At 71.5% G+C, this 16,049-nt stretch carries 17 protein-coding genes; 5 read left to right on the top strand and 12 right to left on the bottom strand.

Annotated features, from left to right (window positions below; all coding sequences use genetic code 11):
* Positions 1-8: 8 nt before the first annotated feature.
* Entirely contained in the window at positions 9-650 is a 642-nt protein-coding gene (locus tag ABTY62_RS41165) for a TetR family transcriptional regulator (protein WP_352134499.1), read from the bottom strand.
* A gap of 110 nt (positions 651-760) precedes the next feature.
* On the opposite strand from ABTY62_RS41165, the gene ABTY62_RS41160 reads away from it, so the two are divergent.
* Complete coding sequence (locus tag ABTY62_RS41160; protein WP_352134498.1) at positions 761-2,035, top strand: MFS transporter; 1,275 nt, start codon at positions 761-763, stop codon at positions 2,033-2,035.
* On the opposite strand, the gene ABTY62_RS41155 is transcribed toward ABTY62_RS41160, so the two are convergent.
* From ABTY62_RS41155 to ABTY62_RS41120, 8 genes are all read right to left on the bottom strand, one after another.
* The gene (locus tag ABTY62_RS41155; protein WP_352134497.1) at positions 2,007-3,671 is read right to left on the bottom strand and encodes a long-chain fatty acid--CoA ligase; all 1,665 of its coding nucleotides are present in this window, start codon (positions 3,669-3,671) and stop codon (positions 2,007-2,009) included. The genes ABTY62_RS41160 and ABTY62_RS41155 overlap by 29 nt on opposite strands.
* 222 nt (positions 3,672-3,893) lie before the next feature.
* Positions 3,894-4,424, bottom strand: a complete 531-nt coding sequence (locus ABTY62_RS41150; RefSeq protein WP_311726116.1) for a SigE family RNA polymerase sigma factor — start codon at positions 4,422-4,424, stop codon at positions 3,894-3,896.
* Between the two features lie 176 nt (positions 4,425-4,600).
* A complete protein-coding gene (locus ABTY62_RS41145) occupies positions 4,601-5,482 on the bottom strand; it encodes a DUF1906 domain-containing protein (protein ID WP_352134496.1) in 882 nt (293 codons plus the stop codon).
* Positions 5,483-5,535: 53 nt separating this feature from the next.
* Positions 5,536-6,702 (bottom strand): lipid-transfer protein, encoded by a 1,167-nt coding sequence (locus ABTY62_RS41140; protein WP_352134495.1) that lies wholly within the window; start codon positions 6,700-6,702, stop codon positions 5,536-5,538.
* On the bottom strand, positions 6,699-7,163 hold the full coding sequence (locus tag ABTY62_RS41135) for a MaoC family dehydratase (protein ID WP_352134494.1): 465 nt from the start codon (positions 7,161-7,163) through the stop codon (positions 6,699-6,701). Before ABTY62_RS41135 ends, ABTY62_RS41140 begins: the two co-directional genes overlap by 4 nt.
* Positions 7,160-8,263 (bottom strand): acyl-CoA dehydrogenase family protein, encoded by a 1,104-nt coding sequence (locus tag ABTY62_RS41130; protein WP_352134493.1) that lies wholly within the window; start codon positions 8,261-8,263, stop codon positions 7,160-7,162. The genes ABTY62_RS41135 and ABTY62_RS41130 overlap by 4 nt, the downstream gene beginning before the upstream one ends.
* Positions 8,263-9,237 carry a bifunctional MaoC family dehydratase N-terminal/OB-fold nucleic acid binding domain-containing protein gene (locus ABTY62_RS41125; RefSeq protein WP_352134492.1) on the bottom strand — a complete coding sequence of 325 codons (975 nt, stop codon included), beginning with the start codon at positions 9,235-9,237 and terminating at the stop codon, positions 8,263-8,265. Before ABTY62_RS41125 ends, ABTY62_RS41130 begins: the two co-directional genes overlap by 1 nt.
* Complete coding sequence (locus ABTY62_RS41120) at positions 9,234-10,403, bottom strand: acyl-CoA dehydrogenase family protein (RefSeq protein WP_352134491.1); 1,170 nt, start codon at positions 10,401-10,403, stop codon at positions 9,234-9,236. The genes ABTY62_RS41125 and ABTY62_RS41120 overlap by 4 nt, the downstream gene beginning before the upstream one ends.
* A 631-nt stretch (positions 10,404-11,034) precedes the next feature.
* On the opposite strand from ABTY62_RS41120, the gene ABTY62_RS41115 reads away from it, so the two are divergent.
* Entirely contained in the window at positions 11,035-11,832 is a 798-nt protein-coding gene (locus ABTY62_RS41115; RefSeq protein ID WP_352134490.1) for a hypothetical protein, read from the top strand.
* Between the two features lie 18 nt (positions 11,833-11,850).
* Here the strand turns inward: ABTY62_RS41115 and ABTY62_RS41110 are convergent, their stop codons facing one another.
* A complete protein-coding gene (locus tag ABTY62_RS41110) occupies positions 11,851-12,156 on the bottom strand; it encodes a helix-turn-helix domain-containing protein (protein ID WP_352134489.1) in 306 nt (101 codons plus the stop codon).
* A gap of 391 nt (positions 12,157-12,547) precedes the next feature.
* Here ABTY62_RS41110 and ABTY62_RS41105 point away from each other — a divergent pair, with 391 nt between their 5' ends.
* Both ABTY62_RS41105 and ABTY62_RS41100 read left to right on the top strand, forming a co-directional pair.
* Positions 12,548-13,159 carry an RNA polymerase sigma factor gene (locus ABTY62_RS41105; protein WP_352134488.1) on the top strand — a complete coding sequence of 204 codons (612 nt, stop codon included), beginning with the start codon at positions 12,548-12,550 and terminating at the stop codon, positions 13,157-13,159.
* Positions 13,156-13,776 (top strand): hypothetical protein, encoded by a 621-nt coding sequence (locus ABTY62_RS41100; RefSeq protein ID WP_352134487.1) that lies wholly within the window; start codon positions 13,156-13,158, stop codon positions 13,774-13,776. The genes ABTY62_RS41105 and ABTY62_RS41100 overlap by 4 nt, the downstream gene beginning before the upstream one ends.
* Before the next feature lie 45 nt (positions 13,777-13,821).
* On the opposite strand, the gene ABTY62_RS41095 is transcribed toward ABTY62_RS41100, so the two are convergent.
* Positions 13,822-14,406 carry a TetR/AcrR family transcriptional regulator gene (locus tag ABTY62_RS41095; protein WP_352134486.1) on the bottom strand — a complete coding sequence of 195 codons (585 nt, stop codon included), beginning with the start codon at positions 14,404-14,406 and terminating at the stop codon, positions 13,822-13,824.
* Between the two features lie 59 nt (positions 14,407-14,465).
* Between ABTY62_RS41095 and ABTY62_RS41090 the strand changes: the two genes are divergently transcribed.
* Positions 14,466-14,957 (top strand): GNAT family N-acetyltransferase, encoded by a 492-nt coding sequence (locus ABTY62_RS41090; RefSeq protein WP_352134485.1) that lies wholly within the window; start codon positions 14,466-14,468, stop codon positions 14,955-14,957.
* Between the two features lie 44 nt (positions 14,958-15,001).
* Here the strand turns inward: ABTY62_RS41090 and ABTY62_RS41085 are convergent, their stop codons facing one another.
* Positions 15,002-15,910, bottom strand: coding sequence for an STM4015 family protein (locus tag ABTY62_RS41085; RefSeq protein WP_352134580.1), 909 nt, complete (start codon positions 15,908-15,910; stop codon positions 15,002-15,004).
* Between the last annotated feature and the right edge of the window lie 139 nt (positions 15,911-16,049).

Below are 16,049 nucleotides of genomic sequence, written 5' to 3'. Positions count from 1 at the left end.
GCGCCGCGTCATGAACTGCCGGTGCCGGTGCCGTCCGTGCTGGTGCCGCCGTTGCCGTCCGTGCCGGTGAGGAGGCCGACGGCGGTACGGAGCGAATCGCGCAGCTGTGCCGCGGCCTCCTCCGTGTCGCCGAGCAGCAGCTTGCGGATCTGCGAGACGGCCAGGGGCCAGCCCGCCAGCGCGCTGATGATGAACACCAGGTGCTCCGGCGGGAGGTGCCGCTCGATGGCGCCCCGCTCCTGCGCGGCGCCGAAGGCGGCGGCCTTCGAGGCGTAGAAGGCGCGGCGCTGCTCCTGCCGCTCGATCCCGGCACCGCCGCCGTCGCCGCCGTACTCCAGTCCCTCCCAGAGCATCAGCCGCAGCAGCTCGGGGTGGTCGGCGTGGTAGGCCATCAGCCGGTCCAGATAGTCGCCCGGGTTCTCGGCGTCGGGCGGGACCGCGGCCGCGATGGCCAGCATGGCGTGCTGGACCACCTGCGTGAACAGTTCGGCCTTGTCGCCGAAGTAGGCGTAGATGAGCTGCTTGTTGGCCTTCGCCTCGCGGGCGATGCGGTCGATGCGGGCCCCCGCGATGCCATGAGCGGCGAACTCTGCGGTGGCCGCCGCGAAGATCCGGGCCTTGGTCGCCTCCGCGTCCCTTGCTGGTGCCATGAGCCCAGAGTAACCAACTAGCTGGTTGACAACATGCCCCCGGAGTCGCAGACTCGGCAACCAACCAGTTGGTTACTTACGCGGGACGAGCCCGCACGGAGGGGTTGGCGATGACGGCTACAGACGCGAACAGGGGCAGGGATACGGATACGGATACGGTCACGCCGACCGCCATCAGCACCCCCGCCCGCCGCGGCACCCCGCCCACCGGCGTGTTCCTCGCGGTCATCGCCCTGTGCACCGCCGTGACCGCCGCCAACATCTACCTCGCCGCGCCGCTCCTCGACCTGATCGCCCGCGACCTCGGCGTCGCCCCGTCGGCCGCCGGGTGGATCGCCTCCGTCGCCCAGCTCGGCTACGCGGCCGGGCTGCTGCTCTTCGCGCCCCTCGGGGACACCGCCGACCGCCGCCGCCTCGTCGGCGCGCTGTCCGCCGCGGCGGGCGTGGCCCTGGTCGTCGCAGGGCTGGCGCCGGGGCTGCCCGCGCTCGGTGCCGCCGTGTTCGCGGCCGGCGCCGCCACGGTCGTACCGCAGCTGCTGGTGCCGCTCGTCGCCGAGCGCGCACCCGCCGAGCGGCGCGGCCGCCACCTCGGCGTGGTCGTCGCGGGGCTGTTCGCCGGAGTGGTCGCGGCCCGGGTGCTGGGCGGGCTCGCCGGGCAGGCCTACGGCTGGCGCGCGGTCTTCCTCGGCGCGGCGGGCCTCACCGCGCTCATCGGCCTCGCGACGGCCGCGCTGCTGCCGGCCGAGACCCGCCCGCGGACGAAGAGCGACCCGCTGGCGGTCCTCAAGGGCGTCGCCCGGGTGCCCCGGGTGCTCGCCGCCTCGGCCGAGGTGCGGAGCGCGTGCCTGCGGCAGGGCGGGATGTACGGGGCGTGGAGCGCCCTGCGGACGGCCCTGGCCCTGCTGCTCACGGGGCCCGGCTACGGAATGTCGACGGGCGCGGCCGGGCTGTTCGGCCTCTTCGGGCTGACCGCGAGCGCCGTGGGGCCGCTGTCCGGCGGGCTGGTGGACCGGTTCGGCGTGACCCGGGTGGTCGGCGCCGCGTACGTGCTCGCCGCCTCGTCCGTACCGCTCTTCTGGCTCGGCGGCTCGCGGATCTGGGCGCTGTGCGTGGCGGCGGTGCTGCTGCACGCCGGGCTGATGACGGGACAGGTCGCCAACCAGACCCGGGCCCTGACCGCGACCTCCTCCCCGGCCGCGGCCAACACCGCCTACATCGTCGCCGCGTTCGTCGGCGGAGCGGCCGCCTCCGCGCTCGCGGCGCCGGCGTACGGGCGCTGGGGCTGGGGCGGGGTGTGCGCCGTCGCCGCCTGCTGGCTGGTTCTGGGCTGGCTGGGCGCCGCCCGGCGCCCCGGCCTCACGCCCCGGACGCGTCGAGCTGCGTGACGTCCAGCTCGCCGTCCGCGTACCGCCTGCGGATCACCTTCTTGTCGAACTTCCCGACGCTGGTCTTCGGCACCTCCTCGATCAGCGCCCAGCGCTCCGGCAGCTGCCAGTGCGCGATCCGCTCGGCGAGGAACGCCCGGAGCGTCTCGTAGCCGACCCCGGTGCCGTCCTTCAGCACCACCGTCGCCAGCGGGCGCTCCCCCCACTTCTCGTCCGGCACCGCCACCACCGCCGCCTCGGCGACATCGGGATGGGCCATCAGGTGGTTCTCCAGCTCCACCGACGAAATCCATTCGCCGCCCGACTTGATGACGTCCTTCGCCCGGTCCGTCAGTGTCAGGAAGCCGTCCTCCGAGATGGCGCCGACATCGCCGGTCTTCAGCCAGCCGTCCGGCGTGAACTTGTCCTCCGGGCGGAAGGGCTCGCCGTCCGCCCCGCCGAAGTACGCACCCGCGATCCACGGGCCGCGCACCTCCAGCTCGCCCACCGAACTGCCGTCCCACGGCACGAGCCCGCCGTCGGCCGCGGTCAGCCGGTACTCCACGGATGCCGGGAACCGGCCCTGGGACACCCGGTACGGCCACTCCTCCTCCGCCGTGAGACCGCCGGGCGGGTGGGCCACGGAGCCGAGCGGCGAGAGCTCGGTCATGCCCCAGGCGTGCACGACCCGGATGCCGTGCCGCTCCTCGAACGCCCTCATCAGGGACGGCGGGCAGGTCGACCCGCCGATGTAGACCTCGCGCAGGCTGGACACGTCCCGCGGCCCCGCGTCCAGCTCGGACAGCAGGCCCTGCCAGATGGTGGGGACGGCGGCGCTGAGGGTGGGCCGGACCGACTCGATCATGTCGGCGAGCGGCGCGGGCTGGAGAAAGCGGTCGGGCATCAGGATGGAGGCGCCCCCCATGAAGGCGGCGTGCGGAGTGCCCCACGCGTTTGCGTGGAACATCGGCACCACCGGCAGCAGGGTGTCCCGCTCGGACAGGCGGAAGCCCTCCATACTGTTGATCTGCATCGAGTGCAGATAGATCGAACGGTGGCTGTAGGCGACGCCCTTGGGGTCGCCGGTCGTGCCGGAGGTGTAGCACAGCGCCGCGGCCCGGCGCTCATCGGTGACGGGCCAGGGGTAGCGCGTGGGACGGCCCTCGATCAGCTCCTCGTAGTCGTGGACGGCGGCGCGACAGCCGTCCAGTACGGAGCGGTCTCCCGGCCCGGCGACGACCACGTGCTCGACGGACGTGAGCAGCGGCAGCAGCGGGGCGAGCAGCGGCAGCAGCGAGCCGTTGACAATGATCACGCGGTCGGCGGCGTGGTTGACGATCCAGGTCAGCTGGTCGGCGGGCAGCCGGAGATTGAGGGTGTGCAGCACGGCGCCCATCGAGGGCACCGCCAGATACGCCTCCAGATGCTCACAGTTGTTCCACATGAGCGAGCCCACGACCTGGCCCTCTTCGACCCCGAGCTCTTCGTGCAGGGCGTTCGCGAGCTGGGTGGACCGCAGTGCCACGTCGTGGAAGGTACGGCGCTGCGGCTCGCCGTCACCGGTCCAGGTGATCACCTGGGCCTTGCCGTGCGCCAGTGCCCCGTGGACGAGGATGCGGGTCACGGTCAGCGGTACGTCCTGCATCGTGCTGAGCACCGGGGCCTCCAGGGGTGGTTCCGGTTACGCGCGGGTCGAGGTGTCCGCCGATTGTGCAGCCGACCGGGCGGTATGTCACTACCTGGTGGTCACGACACCCAACTCCCTCTCCCTCCCCTGATCACGCCGCCCGAGCTCAGGCAGCCCGGGCTCAGGCAACCTGGGCTCAGGCAGCCTGGGCTCACGCGGCCCGGGTGAGGGCCGGGCTCAGGCAGCCTGGGCTCAGGCGGCCCGGGTGAGCGCCGGGTCCTCGCGCAGCTTGCCGAGGGCGCGCGAGACGGCGCTCTTGACCGTGCCCACGGACACGCCCAGTACCTCCGCCGTCTGAGCCTCGCTCAGGTCCTCGTAATACCTGAGGACGAGCATGGCCCGCTGCCGGTCCGGCAGCCGCAGCACCGCGCGCCACATCGCGTCCCGCAGCACCTGCTGTTCGGCGGGGTCCGGAACGGGAACCGGGTCCGGCTCGGGCAGTTCCTCGCACACGAACTCGTCGACCTTGCGCTTACGCCACTGCGAGGTCCGCGTGTTCACCAGCGCCCGGCGGACATACCCGTCCAGCGCGTTGTGGTCCTCTATCCGCTCCCACGCCAGATATGTCTTCGTCAGCGCGGTCTGTAGCAGGTCCTCCGCGTCCCAGGCGTTGGCGCTCAGCGAACGGGCGGTGCGCAGCAACACCGGTCCCCGCGCCCGCACATATGACGCGAAACACGGAAAGGCGGCGGTGGACGCGCCGGTGCACACACTCGTGGTCATACCTCCCACGCTAGGAGCGGGCCGCGGGCCAGGGATCCGCCGTAAGTGCCGAAGACGCCTCAGCCTCAGGTTGTAGGGGTAGGGCTGGCACCACCTCCTGCGGGGGGAGGGGTGGCGGAGAGTACCTCAGGGTTGCACCCCAGGGGGTGTGCCGCGGAAGTAGTAGGGCCGGGGGATCAGTCGATGATCGCGACGGGTGCGTCCACCTTGTTGCGGTCGATGTTCAGGGTCCGGCCGCCGTGCGTCTCGGTGACATTGCCTACGTACTGATGGATACGGCGGTGCGGATGCCAGGCGCTCTTGGCCAGGACCGGTTCACCGGACAGCGACGCCTTCCCGCTCCAGCGCGCGAACCACATCACGGAGGGGAGGTCGTGCTTGCCCGCCTTCCGGGCCTTCTCCAGATGCAGCACCCCCGACTCGGCGCTGCTGTAGAAGCCCGGGAAATATCCGCGTGAACGCACTTCGCGGCACCAGCCTCGGATGAAGGAGAGGGTGGTCTTGGCGCAGCCGGTGCGCGTCTGGTCGTATGCCTCCATGTCGAGATAGAGCGCGCTGCGCTTCTTGATGGCCAGCGCCTTGGCGCGCTTGACCGCGTCCTTGCCCTCCTTGCGCCCCTGCGACGAGGGCTTGGAGCCGATGGGAACGTGCTTCTTGTTCGTGTTGCGGACGCAGGGGGACTGGGAGCCGACGTAGATGGGCAGCACCCGCCAGCCGATGGTGCGGGTCCCCCGCATCCAGGACACGGTGAGGTGCGGCTGGCTCGGGCAGGCGCGGCCACGGCCGCCGTAGTAGACGCCGACCGCGCGGTACCGGGAGCCGCTCCAGGCACGCAGCGTCTCGAGCGAGGGGGCATGACACGTGTCGAAGCCCCAGCCCTGGAAGACCTTGGCGCCCAGCGGCCGGGGGTCGGGGAGGGCCGCCGCCGAGGAGGAGCCGGGGGCCGCCGCCGGAGAGGAGGCGGCGGAAGGGGCGCCGACGATCAGCGTGGCCAGCGTCGCGGACAGGCCGGTCGCACATCCGACGACCTTCCATCTGATCTTCTTTCTTCGGTCCATATGAAGAGTGAAAGTGCCCGTGGGGGGACCGGGCCCGCAGACACGCGCACGGTTCAGCCGTCTGCACCGATGAGCAGCCCGGATGTCGGTACCCCGGTGCCCGCCGTGACCAGGACGCGGGCCGCGTCCTGAACCTGGTTGACCGAGGTGCCGCGTATCTGGCGCACCGCCTCCGCTATCCCGTTCATACCGTGCAGATACGCCTCGCCGAGCTGGCCGCCGTGGGTGTTGAGCGGCAGCGCGCCGTCGGCGACGAAGCCGGGGGCCTCGCCCGGCCCGCAGAAGCCGAACTCCTCCAGCTGCATCAGCACAAACGGGGTGAAGTGGTCGTAGAGGATGCCCACATCGATGTCGGCGGGGGACAGCCCACCGCTGCGCCAGAGCTGGCGGGCGACCACTCCCATCTCGGGCAGCCCGGTCAGATCGTCCCGGTAGAAGCTCGTCATCTGCTCCTGCCCGCGGCCGGCGCCCTGCGCCGCGGCGGTGATCACGGCGGGCGGATGCGGCAGATCGCGCGCCAGCTCCACACTCGTGACCACGAGGGCCTGGCCGCCGTCCGTCTCCTGACAGCAGTCCAGCAGCCGCAGCGGCTCGACGATCCAGCGGGAGGCGGCGTGGTCGGCGAGGGTGATCGGCTTGCCGTAGAAGTACGCGGCCGGGTTGGTGGCGGCATGGCGGCGGTCCACGACGGCCACCTGGCCGAACACCTCCGGAGCCAGGCCGTACGCGTGGAGATAGCGCTGCGCGGCCATGGCGACCCAGGAGGCGGGGGTCAGCAGGCCGAAGGGCAGCGACCAGCCGAGCGCGGTGCCCTCGGCCGAGGGCTCGCGGTGCAGCACGCCGGACCCGAAGCGGCGGCCGGAACGCTCATTGAACGCGCGGTAGCAGACCACGACGTCGGCGACGCCCGTGGCCACGGCGAGCGCGGCCTGCTGAACGGTGGCGCAGGCGGCTCCCCCGCCGTAGTGGACGCGGGAGAAGAACGAGAGCTCGCCGATGCCGCACGCCTGCGCCACGGTGATCTCGGGGCTGGTGTCCATGGTGAAGGTGACCAGGCCGTCGACGTCGGCGGGGGTGAGCCCGGCGTCGGCCAGGGCGGCCTGGACGGCCTCGACCGCCAGCTTCAGCTCGCTGCGGCCGGAGTCCTTGGAGAACTCGGTGGCCCCGATCCCCACGACCGCGGCCCGGCCGCCGAGCGTGTCGACTCCACGAACGCTCATCGGGCCTCCCCGTGCAGGGAGTCCGGGGAGTCCAGGCCGTCCGGGGAGTCCAGGCCGTCCGGGGGGAGCCGCAGGGTGACCTTGCCGGTCACATGGTTCCCGATCGCGTTGCGCCCGGTCACCGAGACCTCCGCGGTGCCGTCGGCGACGGCCGTGACCCGCCCGGTCAGCACCATCTCGTCGCCGGGGTAGTTGGGTGCGCCGAGCCGGATCGCGACCTTCTGGAGCCGGGCGTGCGGCCCGAAGTGATCCGTGATGTACCGGCCCACCAGGCCATTGGTGGTCAGGATGTTCATGAAGATGTCCGGCGAGCCCTTCTCCTTGGCGGCCTCGGCGTCGTGGTGCACGTCCTGGTAGTCGCGGGAGGCGATCGCGCCGGAGACGATGAGGGTCCGGGTGATCGGGATGCGCAGCGGCGGCAGCTCGTCGCCGACCCGGATCGCGGTGGCAGGGACCGTCATCCGGCCACCTCCGCCAGCTCTTCGCCCAGCTCGTCCAGGAGCCCGGGCGCGGGTCCGAGATACGCGTCCAGCTGCCGACCCCACAGGAAGTGCCGGTGGACGGGGTACTCCACATCGGCGCCGATGCCACCGTGCAGATGCTGGCCCGAGTGCACCACCCGCTTACCCGCCTCGCAGGCCCACCAGGCGGTGGTGAGCGCATGGGTGGCGGCGGGCAGGCCCTGGTCGTAGCGCCAGGCCGCCTCGTACGCCGTGACCCGGATGGCCTCGGTGTCCATATGGGCGTCCGCCGCGCGCATCAGCACGCCCTGATGCGTGGACAGCGGGCGGCCGAACTGCTGGCGGACCGCGGTGTGGTGGACCACCCGGTCGAGCGAGCCCCGGCAGACCCCCGCCTGGAGCCCGGCGAACGCGGTGCGGGCCCGGCCGAGCACATCGGCATGACTCTCCTCGCCGCCGAGCGGCTCGGCGGGCGCCCCGTCGAGGGTCAGCCGGCCCGCCGCCCATGGCGCAGTGGTCTCAACAGCCTCGATCTCGACTGCCTCGGTCCCGACGGCCTCGGTCCCGACGGCTTTGCGCTCGACGGATCCGGCCCCGGCGGCCTGGACCTCGACCAGGAAGCAGCGCGGCGCCGCCCCGGCCACGCGGGCCGGAACCAGGACGTGGGTCGCCGCCCGCAGCCAGGGCACGGCCGGGAAGGTACCGCTCAGCCGCCAGCCGTCCGCCGTCCGGCGCGCGGTGGCCACCCGCGGGCCGAAGGCGCCCGTCGCGACCGCCGTGCCGTCCCCCAGGGCGGGCAGCAGCCGCTCGCGCTGCTCCGCCGTGCCGTGGACGGTCACCGGCAGCACTCCATACGCACAAGTCGCCGCGAGCGGCACCTGGGCGGTGGCCCTGCCCTGCTCCTCCATCAGCAGCACCAGCCCGACCAGGCCGATCTCCTCCACGGCGGCCGGCAGCCCGGCCGCGCACAGCGCCTTCCACAGCTCGGTGTCCGTGCCGGTGCCGAGGGCGGACAGCCGCTCGTGGGTGGACAGATCACCGAAGATCTCCGCCGCCAGCTCGCATGCGGCTTGTTGCTCCACGGTGGGCGCGAAGTCCATCAGGCCACCGCCCCTCGGAAGACGGGAAGCTCCAGATCGGCGTCCACGCGCAGAAACTCCAGCTCGACGGGCATGCCGATGCGGACCTTGTCGTACGGCACGCCCGTGATGTTGCTGATCATCCGCACCCCTTCCACGAGCTCGATCAGGCCTACGGCGTATGGCGGGTCGAAGGCCGGGAACGGCGGGTGGTGCATGACGACATAGCTGAACACCGTCCCGGCGCCGGACGCCTCGACCGTCTCCCACTCCTGGCAGCCGCACGCACCGCACCCCGGGAGCCAGGGGAAACGGAGCGTCCCGCAGCCTGTGCAGCGCTGGATGAGCAGTCTGTGCTCGGCGACCCCCGCCCAGAAGCCTTCGTTGTCGCGGTTGATCACTGGGCGCGGGCGCCTCGCCTCCTTGGCCTCCGTCGGGCGGGCCTTCCCCTCCGACGCCCGGCGCGCCGGGGCGTACTTGAGGATGCGGAAGCGGTGTCTGCCGACCAGCTCCCCTCCCGCCCGGATGTCCATCCGCGTCGTGACGAAGTGGCCGGAGCCCAGCTTGGTGGTCTTGCGCGGCGAGACCGACTCGATCACCGCGTCGAGGGTGATGCGATCGCCCGGCCGCAGGGGACGCAGATACTCCTGCTCGCAGTCCGTGGCGACGACCGAGGTACAGCCCGCCCCGTCCAGGAGGTCCAGCAGCTCGTCGTACGCCTCGGAGCGCGCCGAGCCGCCCGCATGGCCGGACAGCCCGCCCATCGTCCACACCTGGAGCATCGTCGGCGGCGCGATGGCCGGATAGGCCGGGTTGGCGTCGCCCATCGCCTCGCACCAGTGCCTGATCATCGGCTCGTTGACCGGGTCCTTGCCCACGCCCCCGGTCGCGGCCGCCCGGCCCTCGTACGCCCTCAGGCGCCCGTATAAATCGTCGCCGGCCACCCCGCGACCGGCCTTCCGCTCATCGGTCGACCCCGCCCTCTCACTGGTCATCGCTGCCCCCGCCGCATGCCGAGCCGCATCGTGGCCACGATTTCCCGCTGCACCTCACTCGCACCGCCCCCGAAGGTGTTGATCTGCGCGGCCCGGTTCATCCGCTCGAGCTCGCCGTCGCCGAACGCGCCCGGCGATCCCGCCCGGATCAGCCCCGCTTCCCCCACAATCTCCTGACACATCCTGTACACCTCGACGGCGCTTTCGGTTCCCGCGAACTTGACCCCACTCGCATCGCCCGGGCTCAGCGTCCCCGCCCCCACGTCCCCCACCAGCCGCCAGTTGAGCAGCCGGGTGGCCGCCAGCCGGGCGTGTGCCTCCGCGAGCCGGGACCGCACCCAGGGCCGGTCGGCGGGGCGCTCGCCGGTGTGCGGGTCCGGCGTGCGGGCGTGGGCGAGCGCCGCCTCGTAGAAGTCCTCGGCCTGCATGCCGATGGCGGCGAGCGCGACCCGCTCGTGGTTCAGCTGGTTGGTGATCAGCCCCCAGCCGCCGTTCTCCTGGCCGACGAGATGGTCGGCCGGGACGCGGACCGAGTCGTAGTACGTCGCTGTGGTGGTCAGTCCGGCCACCGTCTCGATCGGCGTCCACGAGAAGCCGGGGGCGTCGGTCGGCACCAGGATGATGGAGATGCCCTCGTGTTTGCGGGCCGCCGGGTCGGTGCGGCAGGCCAGCCAGATCCAGTCGGCGTTGTGGGCGTTGCTGGTGAAGGTTTTGGCGCCGTCGATCAGCCAGTCGCCGCCGTCGCGCACGGCTCTGGTGCGCAGGGAGGCGAGGTCCGTGCCGGCCTCCGGCTCCGAGTAGCCGATGGCGAACACGAACTCGCCGCTGAGGATGCGCGGCAGGAAGAACCGCTTCTGCTCCTCGGTGCCGTACTTCATCAACGTCGGGCCGACGGTGTTGAGCGTGACCATGGAGACCGGCGCGCCCGCCCGGTACGCCTCGTCGAAGAACACGAACTGCTCGTCGGGGCCACGCCCTTGGCCTCCGTACTCGATCGGCCAACCGAGCCCCAGCAGGCCGTCGGCGCCGATGCGGCGCAGCAGCAGCCGCTGCCGGGCCGGGTCGTCCGGCAACGCGGCGCGCGTCTCGGGGGTGATCAGCTCGCGGAAGTAGCCGCGGAGTTCCTCGCGCAGCCGCCGCTGGCGGGGGGTGGGGGCGAGGTGCATGGGCAGCGGTCTCCCCTTCGCTCGACGGCGTCGCCCGTACGGCCGGGCGGGTCGAAAGCTTTCTGACTATCCGTCAGCTAAATCGACGGTGTCAAGGTCGCGTGGCCACAAGCGAAACCGCGCGACGACGCACAAAGCCGTGCGACGGCACCCCAGTACCGCCGCACGGCCGTATGACCTCACCCGTCCCCTGGGATCAATGAATCACTTCCTCCGCGGTCGGCGAGAGATGGAAAGACGCGCAAGCAGAGCTGCCCAGCCGGTCACCGACAAATCACACGAGCCCACCGATTCCCACGCACGCATGATGGGGAAGCGCGGGCGCGGTGTGTGGGGTGAAGGCGCACGGAGCGTTTGAAACGGGTTTCCCGGCCCGCGCACACCCGTCTGCACGGGGAACCCGGGGAACCCCCCTGCGCGTGACGCAAACCACGATCCAAAGTTGTACAGAAAGTGACCTGTGCGCTACGCGTTCGGGTGGGACTATCGTGATGGCGCGACGAGGCGCTCCGCGAGGGGATGGCACGGCCACTGGCCGACACTTCCGCACTGAGGCGGACAGGGAATCCGGTTTCCCGCTCTCCCCACGGCCGGACGCCCGGTATCCGGGACGGTGTAACCAGGGGGAGCGGTGTACGAGCTCTATGAACAGGGGTGGTTCCAACACTTCGTGTTACCCATGGGGCTCTGCGCGCTGGTCACCTGGATTTCACTGGTGCACCGGTTCGCCGAGAAGGGCCGCTTGCTGGGGACCGCCCGGTCGGCCGCGCTGTGCGGCACGATCACGGCGTGCACCTGCGCCGCCGCGCTGATCACCATCACGCTCCTGCTGCCGCACGCCGCGGACGTGCCCCCCGCCGTTGCAGCGGCCGCCGCCGGGGGCGCGCTGGCACCGCGGGTCCGCCAGCAGCAGAACCAGCAGTCCACCCCGCCGTTCGTCGCCCTGATCACGCTGGGCATCGCCGTGCTGCTCGGCCACCTCGAACGGCGGCTCGTCCACGACATGTACAGCCGCTGCCACCGGCTGGTCAGGGACTTCGAGGACATCGCACAGCTGCGCATGTTCGCCTTCGACGCCCGCGCGCATCTGCGCGGCTGCGCCATGCAGACCAAGGACAAGACAGCCATCGACGGGCTGCACGAAGACGTGCAAGCGCTCCTGGACGAGGCCGTGAAGGTCGAGGCCGACGCGGAGGCGAGCCGACGGCGGCGAGAGTTACAGGACTTCCCGAAAGACCTGCACCGCCGGACGCGGGAGGAGGCGGAGGACTGCCGGCAGGCGCTGGCCAAGGCCAGGGAGGCCTGCGTGCAGATGCTCGAGTTCGGCTACAAGCACGGGAAGCGCAGCAGCGACAGGGACCTCATGCGAATCCGGCGGACGGCCATGGCCGTCGAACCGCTCGCCGAAGCCCCTGCGCCGCATCCGTGACGTGCCCGCCCCCCATATTCAATGGGTATAGACGAACACGTCGGAACTGCCCTGCTCCATGGCGACCGCGTCCTGATGGACGGCCTTGGGCTCAACGAAGCTGATCTTGATGTCGAGCTCAAGCGCCTCCGCCACGGCGGCAAGGCTGCGCAACGTCAGATTCTCGTCACCGGACAGGATCTGACTCACCCGGCCCGGACTCACGTCCATCAGCCTGGCCAGATCGGCCCGGCTCATGTCCCGCTTGCCCAGCACCCCGGCCACCTCGACGGTGGCCTGCCTGGCCAGCCGCGCGCCGGTCGCGTCCGCGGCGTCCGCCCTCACACCCTTGCTCTTCCACGGCAAGATGCATCACTCCAAACCGCGCTGTGTCGGCGTCATGGCATCCTTCTTCTCTTCACAGTGTCAGGATCCCACCTTTAGCTTCAGCTAAAAGTCCACTTTCGGCTCAATCTCGCGAGGAGGGCGCGGATCGCGCTCCATCCCGCGGCCGTGACCTGCGGCGACGGCACGCACCACACGTTTTCGGCCAGATCGCGGCAGAAGGGGCGCGCGGGACCCGGGGGGCGGCGACGCGGTCGTCGCCGCCCCCCCGAGGTCCGCCCCTTCCATGGGGACACCGCCGCGATCGCCGACGCGCGTGACGGATGAAACGAATGGCTGCCGCCCGTCCAAGTAGTGGGTGAAGGGACCACCGACCACCTTGGAGGAACGGGTGCCCTTGATACCCGAACGGGCCGCAGTGCCCCAACGACGGGCGAGCCGGGCCGCGCCTCCGCGGCCGGACGCCGCGGGATTCGCGGCGTTCTACGAGGAGAACTTCGACGCCGTCCTCGGCTTCGTGACCCGGCGCACCACCTGCCCGCAGTTGGCCGCGGACCTCACCGCCGACATCTTCGTCGCCGCGCTGGAGGCGGCCGGCCAGTACGACCCCGGGCGCGGGACGCCCGCCGCCTGGTTGCACGGCATCGCCCGCAACGTCCTGTCCTCCCACTACCGGGGCAGCGCCCGCGAACAGCACGCGGTGGCCCGGCTGAACGGGCGCCGGATGTTGGACGAGGAGGACATCGCCGCGCTGGAGGAGCGGATCGACGCGGAACGCGCGGCGCGCGAGCTGGTGGAGCGGCACAGCGCGCTGAGCCGGCCGCTGCGCGAGGTGCTCGATCTGGTGGCCGTCGACGGCCTCACCCCGCGCGAGGCCGCCCAGGTCCTCGGGCTCAACCAGGCGACGGTGCGGGTCCGCCTGCACCGCGCGAAGCGCGCGCTGCGCGCCGAACGCCCACCCGTCGTCACGCACGCGGAACCCACCCTGGAGGCCGTCTCATGAACACGCCCACCCAGTTCAAGCAGCGCCTGGCATCGGAGCTGTCGGCCATGGCCACGCACCCGGTCCCGGTCCCGGCCCCCGCTCCCGCTCCCGCTCCCGCCACCCGGGCCCCGGCCCACCGTCTTCGGCTCCCGTTCGCGATCGCGGCGGTGGCGACGGCGGCCGCCGCGGCCGTGGTCGTGCCGACGCTGACCGGCTCGGGCAGCTCGCCCGCGTACGCCGTGACCCGGGAGGACGACGGCTCCCTGACCCTTCTCCTGAACCGCCCCGAGGGCCTGCCCGGCCTCCAGAAGCAGCTGAAGAAGATGGGCGTGCGGGCGGCTGTCCTGGAGGGAGACAAGAACTGCCCCACGGGCGCGCCGCCCCATGCCCCCTGGGCCACCGCGGGCTACGCGATGACGTTCCCGTCCGACCCCGCGAAGGCCATCATCCACCCGGACATGATCCCGGACGACACCGTCGCGTCGGACGGCCGACGGGTCGCCGGTGCGACGCTGCTCATCGTGGCGGAGTTCGGCAAGGACAACGCGACCAAGGCGGTGTCGTTCCGGCTGGTGTCGAAGGTCCCGAAGTGCAGCGTGCCGGGGATAGGCGGCGGTCCGGGCGCGCACGCCTGATCCGGGGGCGGAGCCGTCGCCGACGCCGTTCGGCGGCGGCCCGCGTCACCCCGTCCGGGCCGGCTCGAGGTGGAGGTGTACCGCGGCGGTGGTGCGCGCGGCATCGCCGGTGGCGAGCAGGTCCAGCAGCGCCCCGCGCAGGACGGCGAGCACGAGGGTGCGCTGCGCGAGCGCCTCCTCGGTATCGCGCAGTGCGGCGGGCTGGCCGGCGGCGAGCAGCTCCAGCCAGTCGTCGACCGTGTCGCGGGCGAAACCGGCCCACGGCCCGTCCGGGTCGGTGAGGGAGCGCGCGTAGCTCTCCACCCACAGCGTCAGCAGGCCACGGTGAGCCTCGTCGGACAGCCACCGCCACAGCTCACGCGCGACCGACCACAGCTCACCGCTGTCATTCCGCGAGTCCGCGATCCGCTGGATGTGTGCCAGCTCATCGGCCCTGGCCCTGGCGAGCAGGGCGCGGATCAGGCCGTCCTTGCTGCCGAACAGATAGAGCAGCACGCGTGGGCTGGAGTGGATCTCCTCGGCGAGGGGGCGCAGGGACAGCTCGCCGAGACCGCTGCGCAGCGCGTAGGCGTAGGCCGCCTCCAGCAGTTCCTGCCGACGCGGGGACGGGCTTGGTTCGGATCGGGTCACCGGGCTAGTCTACTGAAACAGTCGTTTCAGTGCAGAGTGATGGGGCATGGGTGGACATCATGGCGGAGCGTGAGGTGGCCATTCGGACGCTGGACCACCCCGGTGACCTGGGCTGGGTGGTGATGGCACACGGCGAGTTCTACGACCGGGAGTTCGGCTGGGACACCAGCTTCGAGGCGCTCGTCGCCCGGATCGTCGCCGACTACGCCGACGCGAGGGAACCCGGGCCGCAGGCGGCATGGATCGCCGAGGTCGACGGCGTGCGGGCCGGCTGCGTCTTCTGCGTATGCGCGGACGACCGGACCGCGAAGCTGCGGCTGCTGCTCGTCGATCCGGCGGCGCGCGGCCTGGGCCTGGGAGCCCGCCTGGTCGAAGAGTGCCTGCGGTTCGCGCGGGCGGCCGGATACGAGGCGATCACCCTGTGGACCAACGATGTGCTCGGCGCCGCCCGGCGCATCTATCAGAAGCACGGCTTCGAACTCGTCGCCGAAGAACCTCACGACAGCTTCGGCCACCACCTCGTCGGCCAGACCTGGCAGCGCCACCTGTAGCGGCCGCTCCACTGGCTTCGCCACGCCGTACAGGAACTCAGCGTTCACTCCCCCACACAGACGTAGTGCCGCACGGTGCCGTCGTCGCCCTCGTCCCACTCGGCGTCGTCCTGGTCGAGATCCACCTCGACACCCATAGGCTCGAGCATCGTGTGTATGCGCTGCCGGACCGGCTCGCTCAGGTAGTTGTGGTGCAGGTCCAGCTTCTTGAGATGGGTCAGCGGCTGGCCACCCAGAAGGGCGTCGGCGCCGTCGTCGCTCAGGGTGCCCATGGACAGGTCGAGCACCTCGAGCCGGGCGACCACCGGAGCGGACGCCACGGCGGCGGCGATCTCATCCTGGATCTCGCTGTTACGCAGGGCCAAACGCCGCAGCCGGGGCAACCGCGCACCGGACAGGATCGGCTCCAGGTCGGCGGCCTCACAGTCGGCTCCGTACTCCGAGGTGCCCAGCCACAGTTCGAGGTGGACCAGCGCGGGCAGTTCGCTCGCCCCCACACCACGGACGACGTTCACCGGCAGACCACCGCTTTGCACGGTCAGCCTGCGCAGCGCGTCGTGGCGCAGGGCGGGGAACTCCAGCCTCAAAGTTTCCCCCACACTGATGCCCTCTCCCGCGCGCACGCCGAACTCCTCCAGTTCGGGAAAGCCGGCCAGCAGCGGCGTGACGTCGGTCTGGCTGATCCGGGAGATCTCGCACTCCTCGACCACGATGTCCCCGAGAAACACCGACCGCAGGGCCGGCAGCCGGTCACGCGCGCTCAACAGCGCTTCGATGACGCCGGAGGGATCGGTGTCTTCCGGGTCCTCCCAGAGGCCCACGATCAGGGCACGGACCCGAGTGGTGTCGACCTCGCCACAGAAACGGCCAAAGGCGCTTTCCCAGGTCTCCTCGGCTCCGTACCCCTCGGCGGCGATCCGCCAGGCCACCGCGTCGGGTTCGGGCAGCTTCATCGTCTCGCCGGGTGCGGGAAACGTGAAAGCGGGGAGGCCGTACAGAGGCTGTCGCACGACTCCCGGCCCCCGAAGGTCAAGAGCGCCCTCGGGGTCTGTGGCTGATGAGTTTGTTGAGGTTATGGACCGTGCCGAGGAG

Source organism: Streptomyces sp. NPDC097640, assembly GCF_040302705.1.
In the GTDB taxonomy this organism is placed as follows: Bacteria; Actinomycetota; Actinomycetes; order Streptomycetales; family Streptomycetaceae; genus Streptomyces.
Note: the sequence above shows the minus strand (reverse complement) of the source record. Positions and strands in the feature narration are given on the sequence as shown.